The following is a 21,355-nucleotide window of genomic DNA, read 5'->3' on the forward strand; positions in this document are numbered from 1 at the left end:
GCTATAACGTAGCGTTTTAACGCAGCAAGCTGTTTGTTGACGCAGCTACGCTGAACACCGTAGGTACGTCTAACGCGCAGCGCGTTCTCGGGGGGACATGTAAGTGTACATAGCGCACAGCGATTAGTAATTGGTTACACGCGCTTCAATATCGTAGATAATTGATAATTGGTAATGGAGATAATAAACGAATAAAAATCTATCCATAACCAACATTATGCTATCCAAACAAGAAATTTATCTAAGGAAGAAATCTATCTAAGGCGGCTTTTAATTCTTTGATTTCTACCTCAATATTACCTTCATCCACGGCTCTCGCAATACACTCAGTTAGATGTTCATCTAAAACAATTCTTGCAACCCTATCTAAGGCTCCTCTGACAGCCGCAATTTGTAATAATACATCGGGACAAGGACTACTTTGTTGCACCATAGTCTTGATTCCACGCACATGTCCTTCTATTCTCGATAGCCGATTGACAATGCGTCGTAGTGACTCTTCACTGTGGATGTGAGCATGGGTATGATTTGTATCATTTTGAGTGTTATGAGTTTGAGTTTTGTGGATTTTATTTTTATTAGTTTTATTAGTTTTATTTCTTTGAGTTTTGCTGATATTTTCTTGCTTGATATCATAACCGAGTACATCTGAATTTTCTTCTGAGGCGGACAAGGATTCTTGAGAAAATCGGTTAGTTGTATTCATGAGCTGAATATTTTATTTTAGTGTCTCAATTAAGATCCTAGCCTACTGGTCAGCACAGATGAGTAATTTATTGATGATTTAATTTCGATCGCCACATCAAAAAGAAACCATAGCAGGAAAACAAACGTCTGCGACCCAAGATAAAGGACAAATCTGTCAGAATATCAGTAAATGTGATTGTCACGACTAACTAACAAATCAAGAAGTGTAAATCATTAAAAACTAGAAATTAACAACAGTTGTGTCTATGGGATTTTCCAAACTACCTCGCTCAATGCGTCAATTAACGACCCATCTTTTAGCTATTTTGATGGGTGTTGTGTTTACGGTAAGTACCGTTAGAGTATTACCTTCACAAGCAGAACCTGCACCTAGTTTATCGACAACAGATTCCAGTCAGTTGCTCGCACAACGCCAATCACCTGCAGCTGCTGCAGCCATTGGTAATCGTAGCTTTGTTACAGCGGCGGTAAAACGAGTTGGTCCAGCTGTTGTACGTATTGATACTGAACGTACAGTGGTTAGTCGCCAACGTCGTCTAGATCCATTTTTTGACGATCCATTTTTTCGGGAATTTTTTGGCGACAGTCTTCCACAACAAGCCCCCAGACGTCAACAACAGCGTGGTTTAGGTTCGGGCGTGATTTTCGACCGTACTGGACTGATACTGACCAATGCTCACGTAGTAGATAAAGCCGACAAGGTCACGGTTCATCTTAAAGATGGACGTAGTGTGGAAGGTAAGGTTCGAGGTGTTGATGAAATTACTGACCTAGCTGTAGTAAAGATTGACGCTGGGGATAATTTACCCGCTGCGGTTTTAGGTTCCTCCGATGACGTTCAAGTTGGAGATTGGGCGATCGCAGTAGGTAATCCTTTGGGATTTGACAACACCGTTACTTTAGGAATTATTAGTACTCTTAGACGTCCGAGTTCCCAAGTAGGAATTTCTGATAAACGCTTAGATTTTATTCAAACTGACGCAGCAATTAACCCCGGAAATTCTGGTGGACCTTTACTGAACGATCGCGGTGAAGTAATTGGAATTAATACTGCAATTCGAGCTGATGCAATGGGTATTGGATTTGCAATTCCTATTAATAAAGCAAAAACAATTGCAGCCAAATTACAGCGTGGGGAAAAAGTCTCTCACCCCTTCATTGGTGTGGTGATGCAAGATTTAACTCCAGAGATGGCGAAAAAATTTAATCAGGATCCCAATTCGCCAGTAGAAATACCTGAAATCAAAGGAATTTTAGTACGTCGAGTCGTACCTAATTCTCCAGCTGCAACAGCAGGTATTCGTCCTGGTGATGTAATTATTCAGGTAGATGGGAAACAAACAACTGAGGGCGAACAATTACTTGGTATCGTTGAAGACAGTGAAGTTGGTCAAACATTACAAGTAAAAATTCGACGGGGTAACCGCACACAGCAAGTTTCTGTGAAAACTACTCAATTACGAACTTCTTCGTAGATTGGTGATTGGGGATTGGCGACTGGCGACTGGGTATAGGAGACTGGGAATAGGAAGATAGTGTATTTTAACTCAATCGCCAATTCCCAATACCTAATCCCTAATCGCTAATCCATATATGACACTATCGTGTCACGCTACCGCTAACGCCATTACTAGTCAAAAACTGACGTAAGCTGAGTAAGCTTAAGCTTTGTCCGAGGGATATGGGTAGCATGGATACACCTTCCAAACGAGATTGTACCCAACCTTCACCCCAGTACCATTCATGGAAACCATCTATACCTTGGCTCAAGAGCAAGCGCAAACAGTTATCACCTGCGACATCAACTCGATGATGAATTGAAATAATTCCCATTTGAGTTGTAAATTCTAATCCTGAATGTAGTTGGTTGGCGCTCGAATTTAAATTACCCCAAGGAAGCCATTTTTTTAGTGTTACGGGATTTAAGAGACTTTCACGAATTTTATCGGCTGAAGCTTCAACTTCTATTCTTAATTGACTTTTTTGAAACTTTCCCAACATTTTGGTTTTTATCGTAAATTCTTTCTAATTTATAACGAATAATCAGTTATCAGTTGTCAGTGAACAGTTATCAGTTATCAGTTTATGGCTTGCGCCACGCCCTTACGGGCTACAGTTGTCAGTGAACAGTTGTCAGTGTTCCAGATATTGATCTAACATTTCATCTGATTTTGCGATCGCTTTTTTGAATCCCTGATAGGGATTTTATGGTGTTTCAACATCTTAGGATTCTATGATCTTTTGCTGCCATCTCTGTTTCAATCCCTGATAGGGATTTTATGGTGTTTCAACATAGAGATTTTTCACAATGCAATTCACAACTTTTACTACTGCGTTTCAATCCCTGATAGGGATTTTATGGTGTTTCAACATACTGTTTCTAAGTTGTTCGGGTTGCAAAATGAGTTTCAATCCCTGATAGGGATTTTATGGTGTTTCAACTTTTACTTTTCCGGCAATGGCTGGAGTATGACTTCTCAAGTTTCAATCCCTGATAGGGATTTTATGATGTTTCAACATATTTGTATCAAATCAAACTAAGGTTTCATGGTTTCAATCCCTGATAGGGATTTTATGATGTTTCAACTATAAAGGATTTCAAGAGTTGCGCCAACCTCAAAATGGACAAAAATCCCTAAAACCAAGACAGAGCAATCAATTCAGCCCATAATTTTGGTGAATGATTTTCAACACCCACAGGTTGGCGCAAAGACACAGCAAATAAATTGATTTATTGTACTGAAATACTATTCGAATAGTACCATCATCAAAACCTGAGAAATAACTGCCACAATTTAAACCCAATCCCCAATCCCCAATCCCCAATCCCCAATCCCCAGTCGCCAATCCCCAATCCCAAATAATTGTGAATCAGAATTTAAAATAGGTATATTGAACTTGTTAAGAAATGTAAGGTTATTTGTCACATGGCGGATCACTTAATTCGTGCAACAGCAGCAGATGATGGTATTAGAGTCGTTGGGGCGATTACAACACGCTTAAGTGAAGAAGCAAGAGTACGTCATAAATTGTCGTATGTGGCAACAGCCGCATTGGGTAGGACAATGACTTCGGGCTTATTGATGGCTTCCAACATGAAACGTCAAGAATCAAGGGTCAATGTAAGAGTTAAAGGTGATGGTCCACTGGGCGGTATACTTGTTGATGCCGGTTTGGATGGAACCGTACGTGGATTTGTGGAGAATCCATCTATCGAATTACCCCTCAATGATATCGGTAAGTTAGATGTTGGTCGTGCTGTAGGTAATGGCTATCTTTACGTAGTTCGTGATGTTGGCTACGGATATCCTTATTCGAGCACTGTTGAATTAGTATCCGGCGAAATTGGTGACGATGTTGCTCATTACCTTTTAAATTCGGAACAAACACCTTCAGCTTTAGTGGTGGGAGTTTTTGTTGACTCTACTGGAGTAACCGCCGCAGGTGGTCTGTTAATCCAAGTATTACCAAAAGCTGCAAGAGATGAAGCCCTTGTTACCAAGCTGGAATCCCGCGTTGCTGGGCTGTCTGGATTCACACCTTTACTACAAGCAGGCAAAAATTTAGTGGAAATTTTCCACGATTTGTTGGGAGATATGGGATTACAAATTTTCCCCGATACCCAAATATTACGTTTCAACTGTAAATGCTCTTTTGAGAGAGTTTTAGGAGCATTAAAAATGTTAGGAGAAGCTGAACTTCAAGATATGATTATTAAAGATGATGGTGCAGAAGCAACTTGCGATTTTTGTGGTACAGTTTACCAGGCAAATAAGGAGCATTTATCACAGTTGATTGTAGATTTACAGGCAGAATCCTCGGCTTCCCAAGGATAAAGTATAAAAGGGAACTGTGATTTCCCTTTGTTAATGGTATCTGTGGAAATACAAGCTTTAAAATTAAGGTAGCTTTTTCTGTCTGGAGAAAGTTACTATGGCAACAACAAAAATTAGATTTTAAAAAGATAAAACCGTTAAATAATTATTTTGGTGTGGGAAAATGACAGAGCGGGAAATTCCAGAAAATTGGCCGCCAGCCCGAGCAGGAGAATCACAGGGAATAGATGGATTGTCCCAGGTTAACCAATCCGGTCAGGTTTACGGTTCTGGTATACCTACTACTGGTTCAACCTCACAATCAGCACAACAACAAAAGCAAAATAGTTTGGCAAAAGCTGTATCGAATGATATTTCCACAGCTTCTAAACATAAAAGTAAAGTTAGGAAAATACCAGGTTTCTTGAAAAGTTGGGTTTTGTGGGCAGTTTTGCTCACTTTTGTCCCCGGTACAATTGCTTTCATGGCAATGTCGATGCTTTTGAAATTACCTTCTGCTCCCAACTGTCCGTCAATTTTTTGGCCTCTCGCCAGTGCTTCTGTACGGATACATTGTGCTCAAATAGCAGCTTCTAAAAATACGGTTAACGATCTGCTACAAGCAATGTCCTTGGTTAAACACTTACCTCAAAATCATCCCCTGAGGTCAGAAATTGACACGAGCTTAAAATTATGGTCCCAGGAGATTTTGGAATTAGCAGACGAAAGCTTTCAAGAAGGGAAAATAGAACAGGCTATTGCAACTGTTCGCAGAATACCGGATGATATGCCTGCGTATAAATTGGTAGAGGATAAAATTGCTGATTGGCGTTCCACCTGGTCAGATGCAAATGACATCTACAAAAATACGGAAGAGCATCTGCGGGAAGCACGTTGGCAACAGGCATTTATGAGCGCTGCTAAGCTGTTACGCTTGAATAATCGATACTGGACGACTATTAAGTATGATGAATTAAATAACATCATAACAAAATCACGAGAAGATGGTACTAAGCTAGCACAAGCTGAAGATGCAGCTAAGGGTAAAAGTGTAGATAAAATTCTTAAAGCAATTGAGACCGCAAAAGCGATTGAGAAAGACAGCTATATCTATCAGAAGGCACAAGAAGCAATACCAAAATTTGGACGCCGGATGTTAGAGCTTGCTGAGGCAAAAATTAAGCAAAAAGATGCTGATGAAGCGATATACATTGCTCAAAAAATTCCTGAAATTCCAGATTTGCAGACAGAAGTTGAAGATTTTATTGCTTTGGCTGATGCTCGAAGAAGTGCTTGGACTGGAAGTGTATCCGGTTTGGAATTAGCAATATCTCAAGCCCAACAAATTGATAGTTCTAGAAGTAATTACCAGGAAGCTCAACAATTAATTTCTCGCTGGCAATTGGAAATTGAGGATGTTGGGCGGTTAGAAAAAGCACGGACCCTGGCACTGCAAGGTACATTAGTCGATCTAAACGCTGCGATCGCAGAAGCTCAATTAATACCTGCAAGTAATCCCCGCTCTCGAGAAGCTAGACGGGAGATAAATAGTTGGCGTGCACGGGTACAAACAATTGAAGACCGACCATATTTAGATCGAGCAGATCAACTAGCAATTTTACAAGATATTAACTCCTTAGAAGCTGCGATCGCTGAAGCAAGTCAAATTCGGCGCGGTCGTGCTTTGTATCCAGAAGCGCGTCGCAAAGTTCGTAAGTGGCGATCAAAAGTTCAACGCATTCAAGACCAACCTTACCTAGATAGAGCAAGGGCTGTTGCACGCAACGGTAACTTAACAGAAGCAATTAATATTGCCCAACAAATTGGTCGGGGAAGGGCGCTATCAGGAGAAGCTCAAAGATACATTGCAGGTTGGCGAAGGGAAATTCAAGCCAGAGATAATTGGCAACAAGCGAAGGCTATTGCCCAGAGAGGAACGGCAAATTCTTTATCACAAGCCATTCGAATTGCACGAAGAATACCGAGAACAAGTTTCCTCCGCACTGATGCTAATCCAGCGATCGAACAGTGGAGTCGGCAAATATTAGATATTGCTCGCTTTCAAGGAAATTCTGATATTGTTCGAGCCATTGAAACTGCTAGATTAGTGCCACGAGGGACTGCTGCTTATTATTCTGCTAGAAACCAAATTCGTGCGTGGCAAAGATTGCTTAATCCCGAACCAGAAGTGACCCAACCTGCGGTTCAAGAAGTACCGACATTACCATCTGGAGAACAAGAACAGCAAGAGTGATGTTAGAGTAAGCGGGGCGCAAGAGTGCACAGAATGGATTATTGGTAATTGGTAATTGGTAATTGGTAATTGGTAATTGGTAATTGGTAATTGGTAATTGCCAGTTGTGGTAATCTTTCACTGATAACGGTAACCTTTGAGGGTTTATTATCAGCTGTAAACTGATGACTGATAACTGATAACTGTAGCCCGTAAGGGCGTGGCGTTAGCCATAAACTGATAACCGCTCATTCCGTAACACCATCACAAACTACTCGCAAGCCGATGTGATAAGGATTACTGTCTGGTATACCCCTCAGACGACTGGCAGAACGACAGGAGTCAGGAAAACTATGCCACGAACCGCCCCGCAGTACTTTCCTTTTAGTTTCACTAATTTCTATATCGGCTGTGCTGCCTGGGAGGGTGATATCGTAGTTTTCCCGCCAGTCATCTTGGCACCATTCCCATACATTACCGTGCATATCATATAAGCCAAAAGGATTCGCAGGGAAAATACCAACATTTGTTGTTTGCTGGCGATACTTACCTTTTGGACCTCCTGCATAACTACCTTTATACTCTATATCCTCATCTGCCCAATCTGTTCCCCGGTAATTTGCCAAGCTCATCGAGATAGTTTCACCAAAGTAAAATGGAGTGCTTGTTTTAGCTCTACAAGCATATTCCCATTCAGCCTCAGTAGGTAAGCGCATATTCATCTTAGTGTGAACGCTTAACCTGGCACAAAACTCCTGTACGTCATTCCAGGATACTTTTTCAACAGGTCGATCAAGGCCCTTAAAATATGATGGATCTGGATCTAAGTCAATTTTAAGCTTGGGGAAACAAGCAACGCGTGCCCATTGAGCTTGGGTTACGGTAAACTTACCCATGAAAAATGGTTCCACAATGACAATTTGTTGTGGTCCTTCATTCTCTAATCTTTCTAACTCCCATGCTGGCGAACCAATCATAAATTGACCACCGGGAATTGCTATCATCTCCTTTACTACACCCTCGCCCAAATCCAAAGTAAAAAATTCGGCTATTCCTTTTTTCTTCTGAAGCTCGCAGGTTTTCCCTATCCCCAAAAAGCGGGATCTAACATAGGCTATGGTTGCGAACTCAAATTCAAATGACTGAGTTTTAATTTTGGCTGGAATTTTCTTGGGCAAAGATGTTGGGGATAATTCTTTTGATGATGGTTCGCTCTCTCCAATTTCCTCAGTGGAAATTAACTGTTGCTTGACAGGATAAATTTCTCGTTCGTCTTTTGATTTGCCAACATCAGTAGGTAATTTTGCTTGTAGAATCTTATGATTTCCAAGCTCAATAGGAGAAAACTTCGGGGTTATGCTAGGAGAGTTTTCCTGAAACTTTTTAATCACATATTCGTGTAAATCATCAATATAAAAGTAAGCATCTTCATCTTTGTCAACAATAATTTTTTCAATACCTTCTATTAAATAACGGTGATAACTTAATAGTTCTGAAGCATCTGGGGCAAATAAATACGGCTTGGGAAGGCTATCAGCAACAGCTGCTGCTCCCCTTGCAAGGGACTGTTGCACACTTACGTTAACAACATTTTTGTTTTCTGAATTTTCTCCATGGGTGTCCCTAAAGTGACTGTCAAGGATGACAATTTGTCTTCTAGAAGAACTGCGGTTCATGCTTTCATGTAATATTCCAGCAGCTAATGCAGAGGAGCGAATCAAATCTCCAGTGTAACTTCTACGCGTTGTACTACTTGAAAGGTAAAGTTTACCTCCACTATCTTGAATACAATGACCGGAGTAAAAGAAGAAAATCAAATCATCACTTTGAGGATAAAGAAATAGATTTTCAATTTCTTCCTCCATCATCTGTAGATTTGGATTTGTCAATACTTTGATATCTTCTTCTGCAAAGCGACCAGCTTCCGAGCTTAATAACACTCGTCGTACTATATCGATATTATTTACTGTGCTTGGTAGCTGCTCTAAACCATGTTTATACTCGCTAACTCCAACCAATAGCGCCTTGTTTGCCATTTTAAATTCTCTAATTAAATTTTATTTATCTAGATTATAAAAAATAGTTGTATCATCCCTTGGAGTTAGCTTTAACCCAATAGAGCTAAATCCAAAAATTATTTCGGATATACAAATTACTTATTTAGTTTGTCGTTAAACTTTTATTGTCTCTTCTCTTACTTTAATAGTTTTTGCTCTGCTAGTTATATTACCGATAAATCGGTTGTTTTTTGGAGTTTATATTCACAGGTGAAAACACCTCAAAAACTCTGGCATTAACTATCAATACTTTTGAGCAAATACTTTTTAATTAATATTTTCAACATTAACGTAATATTCTACATTGATGTCGACCAATAAATCTATTTCTGAAGATATATTTGCAGCAATGACAATGGCGAAGTGGAAGATGCATTGCAGCGCTACGTGCAAGTCATTAATTTCCTGACTTAATTATGTAGTTCTATATCCAATGCTCCAAAAACTACATACTTTTCCAAAAACGGCTTACTCAGAGAAATAAAGCCAACCCGATTAAATACAGCTTCGGCTATACAAACTGTATTTGGAATGCGGATTGGCCTTTAAAACAGAAAGAAGGTTCTTTAAGATTCAGTGTACGGCTTATCTTTTACAGAAAAAATCCCGAAAAGTTCAGGAAAATTTAGTTTCAGATTGGTAAATACTTCGTACAGGTTAACCAAACTAAACCCACTCACCTCTCTCTTTATCTAATTTTTGCCGTTAAATAAAAATAGCCCTTAAAAAAAATATAATTTATCCCAAAAACCCTTGACAGTTCTTGGAGGTAGTTGATATGTTTATACAGGAAATAACGTTGGGGTGTCGCCAAGCGGTAAGGCACCGGGTTTTGGTCCCGGCATTCCTAGGTTCGAATCCTAGCACCCCAGTTCTCTACGAATGATATCCATGGATAACTATCTTGCTGGATTGTTTTTATATCCACTAAGATATTTATTATTTTTATGAATGAGAATAATCGTGCCCAGGTTTTATTAAAGATTTTCTCACCTTTAATAGCGATCGCATTGGCATTACTCATAGGTGCTATCTTCATCTTAATCGCTGGTGCTAATCCAATCGCTGCATATGCTGCACTGATACAGCAATCTCTTTTTACTTTCTTTGGGTTTGGCGATACTTTAAAAAAAATGACGCCATTATTGTTTACTAGCTTGGGAGTAATGATCGCCTTACGCGGAGGTTTATTCAATATAGGTGGAGAAGGACAAATCTATTTAGGTGCGTTGGGAAGTACTTTAGTTGGATTGTATGTTTCTGGATTACCTACTTTTATTCATATTCCATTAGCACTTTTAGCTGGTTTTATTTTTGGTGGAATTTGGGGCTTAATTCCTGGTTATCTTAAAGCGGTACGAGGTGTCAACGAAGTTATCGCCACGTTGCTACTAAATTATATTGCAGTAAATCTGATTAGTTATTTGGTGCAAAACCCACTTGAAGAAGCCAACGCACCGAGTCCTTATTCTCCTTTAATTGCAGAGTCTGCACGTTTACCGGTAATTTTTTCTGGAGGTTTTGTTCACGCTGGTATTTTATTGGCGTTAATCGCTGCAATAGTTACTTGGGTGTTATTAGAACTTACACCTTTGGGCTATCAAATTATGGCAGTTGGATTTAATCCTACCGCATCTCGTTATGCAAGAATTCCTGTAAAGCGCACTATGATTTTGGTCATGGTTTTAGCTGGTGGTTTAGCTGGTTTAGCTGGAGCTTCAGAGGTTATGGGGTTAAAATATCGCTTATTTGAACAGGTTTCTCCCGGTTTTGGTTTTGACGCGATCGCAATAGCTTTTCTTAGTCGTGGTAGTACTATTGCTGTAGTTTTGATTTCTTTGTTCTTCGGTGCTTTACAAAGTGGTGCGCGGGCTATGCAAAGTGTTGCTGGTGTACCTGTCACTATTGTTTATGCAATCCAAGGTTTGATGGTTTTATTTATTGCGATCGCTTTAGCAGTTGAGAGTTGGGTGAAGTTTTCCAAACCGCAAACGTAAAATCTATTTTTAAGGCTGATTCTTAAAGTTTGTTTTCAAATATTATTTTCATAACTTATTTTCAAGGCTGATATTAAAAGCTCATATTCATATTTTTCTATATACTTATTCTTTTACCAATGCCATGAATTAAGAATAAAATATTTTCATTTATTCAAACTAAATTAAGTATAGAAAACAAGTAAAAATATCAATAAATTTTGTTATTTTCATTATTCCGAAATCTTCATTTATTCTAGTGTATATATAAACTATCGGTAGATGAATTTTATTACTTATTAATTCAGATATGTTTCTATATATTTTTTATCAGTAAATCATATTTGGATAATCGAAATCTTATGCGAAATTCAAAGTATCATATTTCTAAAAATCATGCTCTTTCAATAAATTATTTCGCAATAGATATTAATTAATCTACATCTCAGAATAACTAAATAGTAAATTCACTCTAACATAAATTAGTCATAAAAATGTTAGCGTGATTTTTGCGAGCAAATCATCTAATGATTTATATTTCACTACTAAATTAAATTATTTCCTAGGATTACCAAATGAATATTTCTACTTTTGCAGATAAGCTAGAAAGATTAGATTTGCAATTAGTCGCAGATAAACTTATGTCATCAGAATATGGTTATGGATGGGATATGGAAAAAATACAACTAGCTATAGAGCGGTACAAAAAATTTTTAATTCTTCAATATCTTTATCCCAATTTTGAGTTAGTTCCTAGTAAAGAAATTGATGCAGTGTGGCACGAACATATTTTAGTGAATACACACCAATATATTCAGGACTGTCATTATCTATTTGGATACCTATTACATCATCGTTGGACTGATAGTAAAAAGGATATCTTAGAAAGTCAAAAAGCAAGAAGAGCTTTTATAACAACTAAGCAACTATTTATGGAAATATTTGCAGAGGATATTTTTGGGGAAACTACTTTTGAGGTTGCACCTTGTGTGGATTTACCAATATCTTCCGAAACTTCACTACAGATAGGCGCATGTCTTAACTTACCAAAATATTCATTCTCTGATGATGCACCTAGTTACGAACATTCCCAAATACTTTAATAGTTTTATACTTTTAATATGCTTTAAAATATAACTTTAAAGCATAAATATTTTTTATTTTAGCTCTTAATATTTAAGTCTTAATTAGGAAATAAAGACTGCATCTCTTTTGCTTCTGTAATCATTTTGAGACTTTCAAAACCTTCAGCAGCCTCTTTTGCTAACCGTTTAGCCTGGGTTAAATTACCTGTTATTTTTTCTAATTTAGCAAAGGTTGCTTTGTGAAAAGCAATGCTACGTTTATCTTTATGCCTTTGTGCCATTGGTAAGCTCAATTCTAGTAATTCCCTTGCTTCCTTGAGGTTACCTAATATTAGTGCAATATCTGCTAACCAATTGTGCATCGCTGCGGTAGCTCTTTGCCATCCAACTTTTTTAGCTTGTTCCAATGCTTTTCGAAAAAGTATTTGACTTTCTTGATAATTACCGCTTTGATAAGATATTCGCCCTTGGTAATAAAGAATATGAACTTGTTGTTCTTGAGATTCTAAATCCGATAATGAAGCTTGCTGTAATAGTTCTTGTTCTATGCCTAACCATTCTTTTGCTTGCTGCAATTTTTTCTGTTGAATATATAAAATTGCCATATTTGCAGCTAGATCTAATTGAAATTTAATTGTCTTATGGTGACGTAGATTCCAAGCTTCTTGGAGAAGCATTTCTCCTTCATCTAACTGACTTTTTTGGCGAATCCTCACTAAAGTGGATGCGCGATCGCATATTGCTTCCACAGCATTAGACCAATCACCAGCTTGTTTTGCTGCTTCAATTAACCAAGCAGCCCAATCCAAACGTTCATCCCAATAACCGCGAATATGAACGTAACCTTTAATATGTTGCCAAATCGCAAGGAAATCAGCATAGCGACCTTGGAACATACACCACTCCAACACACAACGAAGATTTTCCCATTCAGTTTCTAAATAACCATAATCAACATGCCATTCTTTCCAGTTAGAAGCTCCGTAAGCTTCTGAAAATTTGACGTACCAGTTTACCCATCGTTGTCGTAATTTTTGAGCGAATTCACGATGGGTAGCTAATTCTGCTAAAGCGTACTCGCGGGTAAGATTAAGTAAACCGTAGCGTCCTTGCTGCTGATAAACTAAAGAAAGTTGCTGTAATTTTGCCAATCCTCGATTGGTAATAATCGGATCTGACTTCTCAAAAGCTACACCAGCTGCTGTCTCTCTAGTTACAGGTTGTACAAACAGCGATAAGGTCATGAGTAAATAATGAGGAGGCTGATTCTTCAAGGAATTTACCGAGCCTGAAAAACAAAAACGGGCTACATCTCCTTGCGGATCTTTGATTTGTGGTAAAACATCTTCAAGGATATAACCTGCGGCCATTTGACCGATGGCATAGATAATAGCTGCTGGTATACCACTGACTCCATCAAATAATTCCTGAGATTCTGTCGGATTTATCGTTACACTTTTTTCTTTGGCTTCGTGTTGAATCAGTCGTAAACCATGTTCTCGCGGTAGACAACCTAGGCGGATAGGTACAAATAAAGCTTGCTCGCGGGTGGTAATAATCACCTTGACCGTTGGTGGTAAATCATAAAGTAAGGAGAGTACTTCCTGCTTATCCTCAATCGTTTCTAAATTATCAACAATTAGTAAAGTCCTGAGTTGAGATAATTTTTGTCGAATTATTTCTATTTGCTCTTGGAGAGGTAAATTACTAATTTCTGAAATGTCCAAAGTACGAGCAATTTCTCGGCATATTTCTCTGAGAGTACGCTCTTGAGTTAATCTTGGTAAAAGACCAATAGAAGTTAGATGATTTTGTTTCGCAGAGGTAAAAATTATTGCTTCAAAAGTAGGAACATCTGAGATAAAACCTTGATTTAAACTGGTTTCAAAGCAGCGGTAAGCAACTTCTACAGCTAAAGTTGTTTTACCCACACCACCGATACCATCAACACTAATTAGATGAGCAGAATGTTGAGGACTTAGTAGTTCCATCAACCTAATGATTTCTCTTTCCCGACCAACAAAAGCTGTGTATTCTCTTGCGGGTAAGTTTTGAAAAATACGAATTTTTTCGGGTGTTGGAATAAAAGTATACTTTCCTTCTGTTTGTGGAAAATTGCCAATACTCTTTTTGTTTGTAGTTTTTTCAAGATTTTTCTGAGGATGTTCTAACTGTTTTAATTTATTATTCAGAAAAATTCTGAGGCGGTTTTCCTTACCTCGGCTACTCCCACTGATATTCAGCTTTTTATAAACTTGTCCCATTCGCTTCAAGCAAGCATCCGCAGAAGTACTTAGTTCTGTGGCAATTTCCTCGTAACTTTGACCTTTCCCTAGACGTAATAGAAAAACAGCCTCTTGTTCTGGAGATAATTCATGCTCGTGGGCAATCTCAGTCAGAAAATCATGTGGCAACATTAGTCACAAAATTATTTTGATTGGTTACTTCTCAGTTTACTAAAATTTTCTGAATATTATCAGAGGATATCAGAGGGTAAATCTCTTCGTTGTTAGCAAACAGTAATTTTAACTACTTGATTTTATAATCTTACGGAATAAGATAGTTGTTAATTTGAGAATAAACAAGACTCGACCCCGACAAGTAGCAAACTTATTGAATCTATATCTAAGAAAACATACTAGACTCGTTTCGGCTCTGAATCGACTATAACTAAAATCAAAAATTTACTAGAAAAAGGGTATTACGCGTGGATGGAAGAGTAGTTTAAACAATCTTCGTTTAGTTGTGCAACCCATATTCTTATTTTGGCTTATTTATCCCTGGCTGAATGTTTTCCCAAACTCTAATTTGCTAATTGGCTTTAATTATTTAATTAGTGCAACAAATCAATTTCATCCCTTTTATTCTTTTGTGTAATTCAAGTTATTGCTTACTTCTTGATTTCAGAGAGTGATTCAAGAGGGATATTTCACACCCGTTCTAAATAAATCTTTTAAATCTACTCTGATTTTGTCAATCTTCAACTTCAACTTTAATTGTGAAATAAAATATTACAATTTTGAAGATATATATTTATTTTTTGAGATTTAATTTATCTTTAACTTTGTGCTGAACAATATGAAATTCCTGGCTGAATAACAGCCGAATTAACTATAAATTTTTCAGATTTGCAAAGTTATTTTTTTAATTTTTTCAGAGTATTTAATTTCTCAAAAATTACTAGTTCACTAGTGCCTTTTTTTATTCTATACTCTTCGTAAACACTTATATACTTACTCCTAAAGGAGGCTAACTTATAACTAAAGGTATAAAATTTAAATATTTTTCTAGTCTTTATCTTATTTTATGGGAACCAACAGAGGATTTATGAGTCTTTTGTTATGTTGTTTATGACATTTTCTGAAAGTGGTTAAATTTTGAGGCTAAGGCAAAAATAGAATCAAAACTTACCTTCAAGTACAAATACTCACTATTTTTATTGAGTAAATAAGCAAATTATGCAGAGATGCTTACAAGAGAATATTAAGTATCAGCCTTGCTCTCATTTTGTCCCACTAAAGGTTTTTTGAGTGAAAACGTAGCATGAAAAAATATCTGAACGGTAAAGCATCGCCTATAGTTCTATTAGTTGATGCTCATGAATTATCTTTGAGCAGAACTAGAGATTTACTAATCTCCTCCTATCCAGATTCTAAAATTATTACTGCACAAAGCATTGAAGATATTCTTAACAAATTTCCAAAACTAAAAATAGACCTGATAGTAATGGATATTTTGCTTCCAAACAGTCCTGGGGAAACCCCCCAGACTGCGACGGGAATCAATTTTCTTACTCATCTACTCGGTAATTATCCCAAACTTAATATAGTTATCCACAGCGAGCAGATTAGATCTCTAGTACCCATGAAACAAAAGATTTATTCTCACATTGGAGGTTTTACTGTTGTGAATAAAACCCTTGCAAGTGAGGAAATAATTACCAGAGTAAATTGGGCTTTAGAACAACTAACTTATGTTAAAGACATCAAAGATATTAAAGTTATTGACTCCGAACTAGAACTCAAACCAGAATGGCTTAAACTAGTAAATCTGGCATTTAGAGAAGGATTTAAAGATAAAGTAATTGCTAAACATATGTGTGTATCAGAACGTATGGTTCGCCATTACTGGGATAGAGTGCAAGAAGCTCTGAATATAGATTGCGAAGAATTAAAAAATCAAGGTAAAAATTTACGAGTTATAACCCAAATCAGAGCAAGAGAAGCAGGTTTGATTGATTGATTCTATTAATCACCAAATCGAGCTTTGTAATCGGGTTTCATAAAATGATATGAGACTCTTAAAAGATAAAATATTATTTATTCTTCGCATTCAAGATTGGAATAAATTCTGCTTCTTGAATTAAAGTATGTCCTTGATTTGTTGCAAATAGCTTGGCGTAAGCTTTTGCTGCTTCATGTTTATTTTGATCTTTTATTGTCTTGGATTTTATGTCCTCATTTATTTTAGTAATAATATATAGTGGTCTTGATATGGGATATCTATGAGTTTGAAAAGCCTGTAAATTAACCTGATTGCGAGGTCTTGGACATTGAGAAAGAGGAATAAATGGTCTCTTATAAGGAGTAATTAATTGGTCGCTTCTTTCTCCAATCGCTAAAGATTTGACACTACATTGTGGAATAACTTCAGATGCAGAAGCATAATAAATTGCTCCTGGTTCAACTCCCACTTTTTTTAAAGCTCGTGTTGTGAAGCTAACAAATTTAACATTATCGCCAAAACTTTCATCCCTAAGGATTTTGTGTTTAAAAAACTCAACTGTTCCTGATTCTTTTGGATGACGAGAATAAACTGTAATTGGAAGATCGGGTCCACCAAAGTTTTCCCAGTTACGAATTTTACCAGTATAAATATCTCTAAGTTGAGCGACAGTTAAACCAGAAATATTAAGACTAGGATTTACCGCAAGCGCAATACCATCAATCACTACTGGAATTTGTTGGAGTCTAAAGCCTTGCTCTTTGGCTTTTTGACGTTCTGAATTGGTAAGAGATCGGGAAGATAGAGAAAAATCGAGTTCGTTGTTCAACAACATTTTTATCCCGGTACCAGAACCAGGAGCATCTACACTAGAATCCGTATATTTTAATTTAAATTGGGGGTGGGTATTTTTAATGGCTTCCTCAAATTTTTCACGTATTGGAACCCAGCTAGTACTCCCTCCATAACGCCAGCTTCCCTTTGGAAGATTTATAGAGTCAAAATCATTTTGTTTTGTTTCTATAACCTCATCTTCGGTAGATTCTGTAAAAGGTGTTTCATAAACGTATAATAAAGCCGAACCTAGAACTAAGAAAGCTACAATTACATAAAATAGATTCCATAAGTTTCTAATATTTATAATCTGTGACTGACGATATTTTAAATTTTCTCTTTTCTTAAAAATAATTGAATTAAAAGTTTTTTCATCGGTCATTTCATCCCAGGAAAATATATCTATTTCTGGGGAAAGATAGATTGTCGGTAGCCGATTTGCTCCAGGATAACAAGTTTGATGAAAATCATCAAATTGAAAATATTCTAAGTACTTGCGTGCTGTATGAACAGCAGTAAAAATTGATTTATTCTGAGCAAAATTCCTGAAAAAATATTTCAAAAATTCTATCGCTGCAAGATTTGGTAAAGGCTCTTGCATCACAATAGATTGGGGCAAATTTAACTGTGACAGTTGTTGTGCCAATTCCAATCCATCACAACCATTAAAAATTACTAATTGCAATCCTTTTTCAATAGTCTTTTTTAAACCCTCTATAAGTTGTTCTATACTGAAACTATCTTTTTCGTTTAGCTCAATCCAACCAATAGATTCATCATCTTTCTTGCCACTATGACCAGTAAAGATAAAGATATGAAAACCGATTTTATCTCGCAGCGCTTCGTGTAATTCTTTGAAGCTTGGTTGCATTAAACAAACAACACTTGCCCCATTTTCCTTTAAATCTTCAATAAATTCTAAATCCTCTCTAATAATATTGTTACTTCTACCTATAACCAATAAAATTCTAATCTCCTTACTTTTTGGAAGAGAGTTAATGATTATTTTGTTGAGATTTTTGGGGATACTCAGAGCAATTCCCGCTTGGGGATAGTATTTTTGAAATATATCCCATTCTTCCCAGGGAAGATGCTGGAGCAAAGTATCTTCCGTCTCAATAATTACAGACGTTTCTTCATCTATTTGCTTTAGTTGTTGTGCAATTTCTACTAGCTTATTCAGAATTGGCTTCCATCTCAGATCGCCAGAGTTGAGCCATTGATTTAGACGCTTTTTCACCGCGATCGCATCTTCGGGGTTGTAATAGTTAGCAACGCTTTTAGGTATGAGACGTATTCCTGGTTTGGGAGCAATACAAGCACGCACGCTCTTTATTTGATAATAAGCCGATTGCCATTGTCTCAAAGATGATTCTAACTCTAAAGGGAGTGACAATAAAAAGCCTTCAGTTTCAACTTCGAGTTGCTCTACACTCAGTTCCACATTCCATCCTTTCGGTTGGTGGTTTTCTCTGAACTTAAGTTTGAGAAGTATCATTTTGATTCGCGTTAATTTATCTAATCGGACCTACAAAATCATCAAAAGTATGGAAGTATACTTTGGAACTATAAAGTTTACAGTTATAATCCTTGGGTATTAAATGTTTTGAGTTCTGATTATGCTCTCAAAATTCATGCGGTAATAGTTTAGTTACTTTTTCTCTAATTGATGTTAAGAAGAAAAAATAACCCAAAAAATAGCAAGAATAAAATACTCGCTGGTTTTCTATATATTCAATTTTTTTAACTATGTAATTTTATAAGCTGTTTGTTAAATTAAGCTTAATTTTAGTTAAGTAAAGTCTAATATTTATTAAACAAAAATTAACTAATACAAGGTTTTTATGAAAATCTGCAGTTTGAACATTGTCTAGATAATTACCTCACTTTTTGCTATTTCTTCAATCATTATCTTAATTTCTTCATCTGATAACAGAAAGGGTATTTATCTACAAATTTATAACCTAGTGTCATTAATGAGTAAGAAGTAATTAAACAAACATCACTCGGGAACTAATTTTTTCAATTTTATTAGATTGTAATTAATTAAAGTCAGAATAACTTAACAAACTCAAATTAAAATGAATTCACCTAGGAAAGAGATTTAATGACACCCCCTTACATAGGTGAATCATCAGTTTTGTTGAAAGGTCACTTATTTCTTCAGGTTTATAGGAATAAATCCAACTTCTTCAATTAAGATATGTCCTTGATTCGTATCAAATAATTTTGCATAAGCCTTTGCAGCTTTGTATTTATCTTGGTTTTCCCCAAGGTTGGATTCGGAATTTTTATAAGCCTTAGTAATTACATATAATGGGCGCGATATCGGGTAACTATGACTTTGAAAAGCTTTGATATCTACTCGATTACGTTGTTGCGGACACTCAGAGAATGGAACAATCGGCTTTTGATAAGGAGAAATCAAATGATCGGTTTCTCGTCCTAGCGGTAAAGACTTGACATTGCATTGGGGAACAATCTCTGAAGCTGTTGCATAGTAAATACCTCCAGGATTGGCTCCTACATTTTTCAAACCTTGTGTGGTTGTAGGAACAAACTTGACATCGCTACCAAAATTTTTATCTCTGAGGACTTTATGCTTAAAAAAATCAACTGTACCTGATTCTGCTAAACTACGGGAATAGGGTATTATCGGTAAGTCTGGGGCTCCAACCTGTTGCCAATTGCGAATTTTACCCATGTAAATATCCCTCAGTTGGGTGATAGTTAAACCAGGAATTTGAAGATTGTGGTTTACAGCAACAGCAATTCCGTCAACAGCAATTGGAATTTGTATGAGTTTGAAACCTCTTTCTTCTGCTATTTGACGTTCTTTATCTTTTAGACTTCGAGAAGACAGAGAAAAATCAAGCTCATCATTCAAAAGCATTCTTATTCCAGTCCCAGAACCAGGAGGTTCCGTACTTGAATTCGTATATTTTAATCTGAAGTGAGGATGTGTAATTTTTAGCTTCCGTTCAAATATTTCGCGTATTGGAGTCCAACTAGTACTCCCTCCATAACGCCATGTTCCCTTGGGAAGATTTATAAAACTCAAATCACCTTTTTGATTGCTTTCTTTTACTGTCCGATCATTTCTTAAAGGTATGGTAAAAGGAGTTTTGTAAATATAGAATAGGGTTGAACCTATGAGCACAGCAAGTATGCCCATATAAAAAAAATAACCCGGGTTTGTAATCAAAGAATTACGTTTTTTTGTTTTTTTATTTTTCCTGAATATCATTGAATTAAATTTTTTTCCGTCAGCCATTTCTTGCCAATTTAATGTATCTACATCTGGTAAAACACAAACTATTGGTAGCCAAGTGGCACCAGGGAAACAAGTGTTATTAAAATAATCTAACTGGAAATGTTCTAAGTGTTTACGTGCTGTATGGACAGCATCAAAAATAGATTTATTATTAGAAAATTCCTTGAAGAAGTATTTAAAAAATTCTACCGCAACCAGGTCTGGTACTGGTTCGCGCATCACAATAGAATGGGGTAAATTTAATTGTGCTAGTTGATTGGCTAATCCTAAACCATCACAAGAATTAAAAATTGCTAACTGCAACCCTCTATTTATTGCTTCCCGCAAAGCTTCTTTAAACTGCTCTATATTCAAGCTATGTTTATCATTTAGCTCAATCCAGCCAATGGTACCATTATTTTCACTTCCGCTATGTCCCGTGAATACGAAGATATGGTAACCATCTTCATCCCACAAAGCTTCACACAATGACCTAGGAGTCGGTTTAATTAAGCAAACAACTTTTGCTCCATGATTTTCCAAATCCTGAATGATTTCCAGATCATTTTGGGTATTAATACCATCACTTCTACCCACAACAACTAAAATTCTCATGTTTTGGCTTTTTGGGAGAAGTTTAATGGTTGTTTTATTTGAACTCTTGGGTAAACTGAGGGCTATTTCCGTCTGGGGATAGTATTTTTCAAAAATACTCCATTCTTGCCAAGGAAGCCGTCTCAAATCAAGATCCTTGGCATCAATAAGTACAAAAATTTCTTCATTGGTAGACTCCAGCTTTTGTGAAATTTCTATTAATTTATCCCGGATTGGTAGCCACCTCGGATCGCCACTATTAAGCCATTGGTTAAGATCTTTCCTTACAACTGCAGTATGTTCAAAACTAGAATATCTTGTCATACTTTTTGACACGATCCGGCTACCAGGTTTGGGAGCAATACAGGAACGTACTGAATCTATTTGGCGATAAGATGATTGCCACTTGCTTAAAGATGATTCTAATTCTGGAGATAATGGCGGTAAAAATCCTTCAGCTTCAACTTCTAGTTGTTTTTCCGTTAGATCTACATTCCATCCCTGTTGTGAATTTCCTCTAAGTTTAAGTTTGACAAGCACTATTGCCGTCTCCTTTGCTGTTACTGTTTGTTTGTG

12 protein-coding genes, 1 tRNA gene, 1 pseudogene and 1 CRISPR repeat array are annotated in these 21,355 nt (G+C 36.8%); of the genes and pseudogenes, 8 read left to right on the forward strand and 6 right to left on the reverse strand.

The features are described from left to right. Positions 1 to 241: 241 nt before the first annotated feature. Positions 242 to 706 (reverse strand): metal-sensing transcriptional repressor, encoded by a 465-nt coding sequence (locus tag BC008_RS42855; protein ID WP_027842550.1) that lies wholly within the window; start codon positions 704 to 706, stop codon positions 242 to 244. A gap of 247 nt (positions 707 to 953) precedes the next feature. Here BC008_RS42855 and BC008_RS42860 point away from each other — a divergent pair, with 247 nt between their 5' ends. After that, the gene (locus BC008_RS42860) at positions 954 to 2,183 is read left to right on the forward strand and encodes an HhoA/HhoB/HtrA family serine endopeptidase (RefSeq protein WP_027842551.1); all 1,230 of its coding nucleotides are present in this window, start codon (positions 954 to 956) and stop codon (positions 2,181 to 2,183) included. A 124-nt stretch (positions 2,184 to 2,307) separates the two neighbouring features. Here BC008_RS42860 and BC008_RS42865 read toward each other — a convergent pair whose 3' ends face one another. Then, the gene (locus BC008_RS42865; RefSeq protein ID WP_058184280.1) at positions 2,308 to 2,709 is read right to left on the reverse strand and encodes a hypothetical protein; all 402 of its coding nucleotides are present in this window, start codon (positions 2,707 to 2,709) and stop codon (positions 2,308 to 2,310) included. Between the two features lie 182 nt (positions 2,710 to 2,891). After that, positions 2,892 to 3,295: direct repeats of the CRISPR family, unit length 37 nt; unit sequence GTTTCAATCCCTGATAGGGATTTTATGGTGTTTCAAC. Between the two features lie 340 nt (positions 3,296 to 3,635). On the opposite strand from BC008_RS42865, the gene hslO reads away from it, so the two are divergent. Together hslO and BC008_RS42875 are read left to right on the forward strand one after the other, a co-directional pair. Next, positions 3,636 to 4,544, forward strand: a complete 909-nt coding sequence (gene hslO / locus BC008_RS42870; RefSeq protein ID WP_027842552.1) for an Hsp33 family molecular chaperone HslO — start codon at positions 3,636 to 3,638, stop codon at positions 4,542 to 4,544. A gap of 163 nt (positions 4,545 to 4,707) precedes the next feature. Next, positions 4,708 to 6,777: a coiled-coil domain-containing protein gene (locus BC008_RS42875; RefSeq protein ID WP_027842553.1), complete on the forward strand. Its 2,070-nt coding sequence runs from the start codon at positions 4,708 to 4,710 to the stop codon at positions 6,775 to 6,777. A 227-nt stretch (positions 6,778 to 7,004) separates the two neighbouring features. Here BC008_RS42875 and BC008_RS45950 read toward each other — a convergent pair whose 3' ends face one another. Next, entirely contained in the window at positions 7,005 to 8,792 is a 1,788-nt protein-coding gene (locus BC008_RS45950) for an SUMF1/EgtB/PvdO family nonheme iron enzyme (RefSeq protein ID WP_036265741.1), read from the reverse strand. Between the two features lie 821 nt (positions 8,793 to 9,613). Between BC008_RS45950 and BC008_RS42885 the strand changes: the two genes are divergently transcribed. From BC008_RS42885 to BC008_RS42895, 3 genes are all read left to right on the forward strand, one after another. Then, positions 9,614 to 9,685: transfer RNA gene (locus BC008_RS42885), tRNA-Gln, on the forward strand. Between the two features lie 75 nt (positions 9,686 to 9,760). Then, a complete protein-coding gene (locus tag BC008_RS42890; protein WP_027843772.1) occupies positions 9,761 to 10,810 on the forward strand; it encodes an ABC transporter permease in 1,050 nt (349 codons plus the stop codon). Positions 10,811 to 11,364: 554 nt separating this feature from the next. Beyond that, a complete protein-coding gene (locus BC008_RS42895) occupies positions 11,365 to 11,892 on the forward strand; it encodes a glycine-rich domain-containing protein (protein WP_058184278.1) in 528 nt (175 codons plus the stop codon). 80 nt (positions 11,893 to 11,972) lie between these two features. Here BC008_RS42895 and BC008_RS42900 read toward each other — a convergent pair whose 3' ends face one another. Further along, entirely contained in the window at positions 11,973 to 14,291 is a 2,319-nt protein-coding gene (locus tag BC008_RS42900; protein ID WP_027843773.1) for a tetratricopeptide repeat protein, read from the reverse strand. Between the two features lie 292 nt (positions 14,292 to 14,583). On the opposite strand from BC008_RS42900, the pseudogene BC008_RS49060 reads away from it, so the two are divergent. Beyond that, positions 14,584 to 14,751: pseudogene (locus tag BC008_RS49060) on the forward strand (IS701 family transposase); the annotation flags it as partial. 666 nt (positions 14,752 to 15,417) lie between these two features. Beyond that, positions 15,418 to 16,116 (forward strand): response regulator, encoded by a 699-nt coding sequence (locus tag BC008_RS42905; protein ID WP_027843774.1) that lies wholly within the window; start codon positions 15,418 to 15,420, stop codon positions 16,114 to 16,116. Positions 16,117 to 16,189: 73 nt separating this feature from the next. Here the strand turns inward: BC008_RS42905 and BC008_RS42910 are convergent, their stop codons facing one another. Further along, positions 16,190 to 18,430, reverse strand: coding sequence for a substrate-binding domain-containing protein (locus tag BC008_RS42910; RefSeq protein ID WP_027843775.1), 2,241 nt, complete (start codon positions 18,428 to 18,430; stop codon positions 16,190 to 16,192). 657 nt (positions 18,431 to 19,087) lie between these two features. Beyond that, complete coding sequence (locus BC008_RS47205) at positions 19,088 to 21,319, reverse strand: substrate-binding domain-containing protein (protein WP_235595980.1); 2,232 nt, start codon at positions 21,317 to 21,319, stop codon at positions 19,088 to 19,090. Positions 21,320 to 21,355: the final 36 nt, after the last annotated feature.

The sequence above is a fragment of the Mastigocoleus testarum BC008 genome, from assembly GCF_001456025.1.
Taxonomy (GTDB): domain Bacteria; phylum Cyanobacteriota; class Cyanobacteriia; order Cyanobacteriales; family Nostocaceae; genus Mastigocoleus; species Mastigocoleus testarum.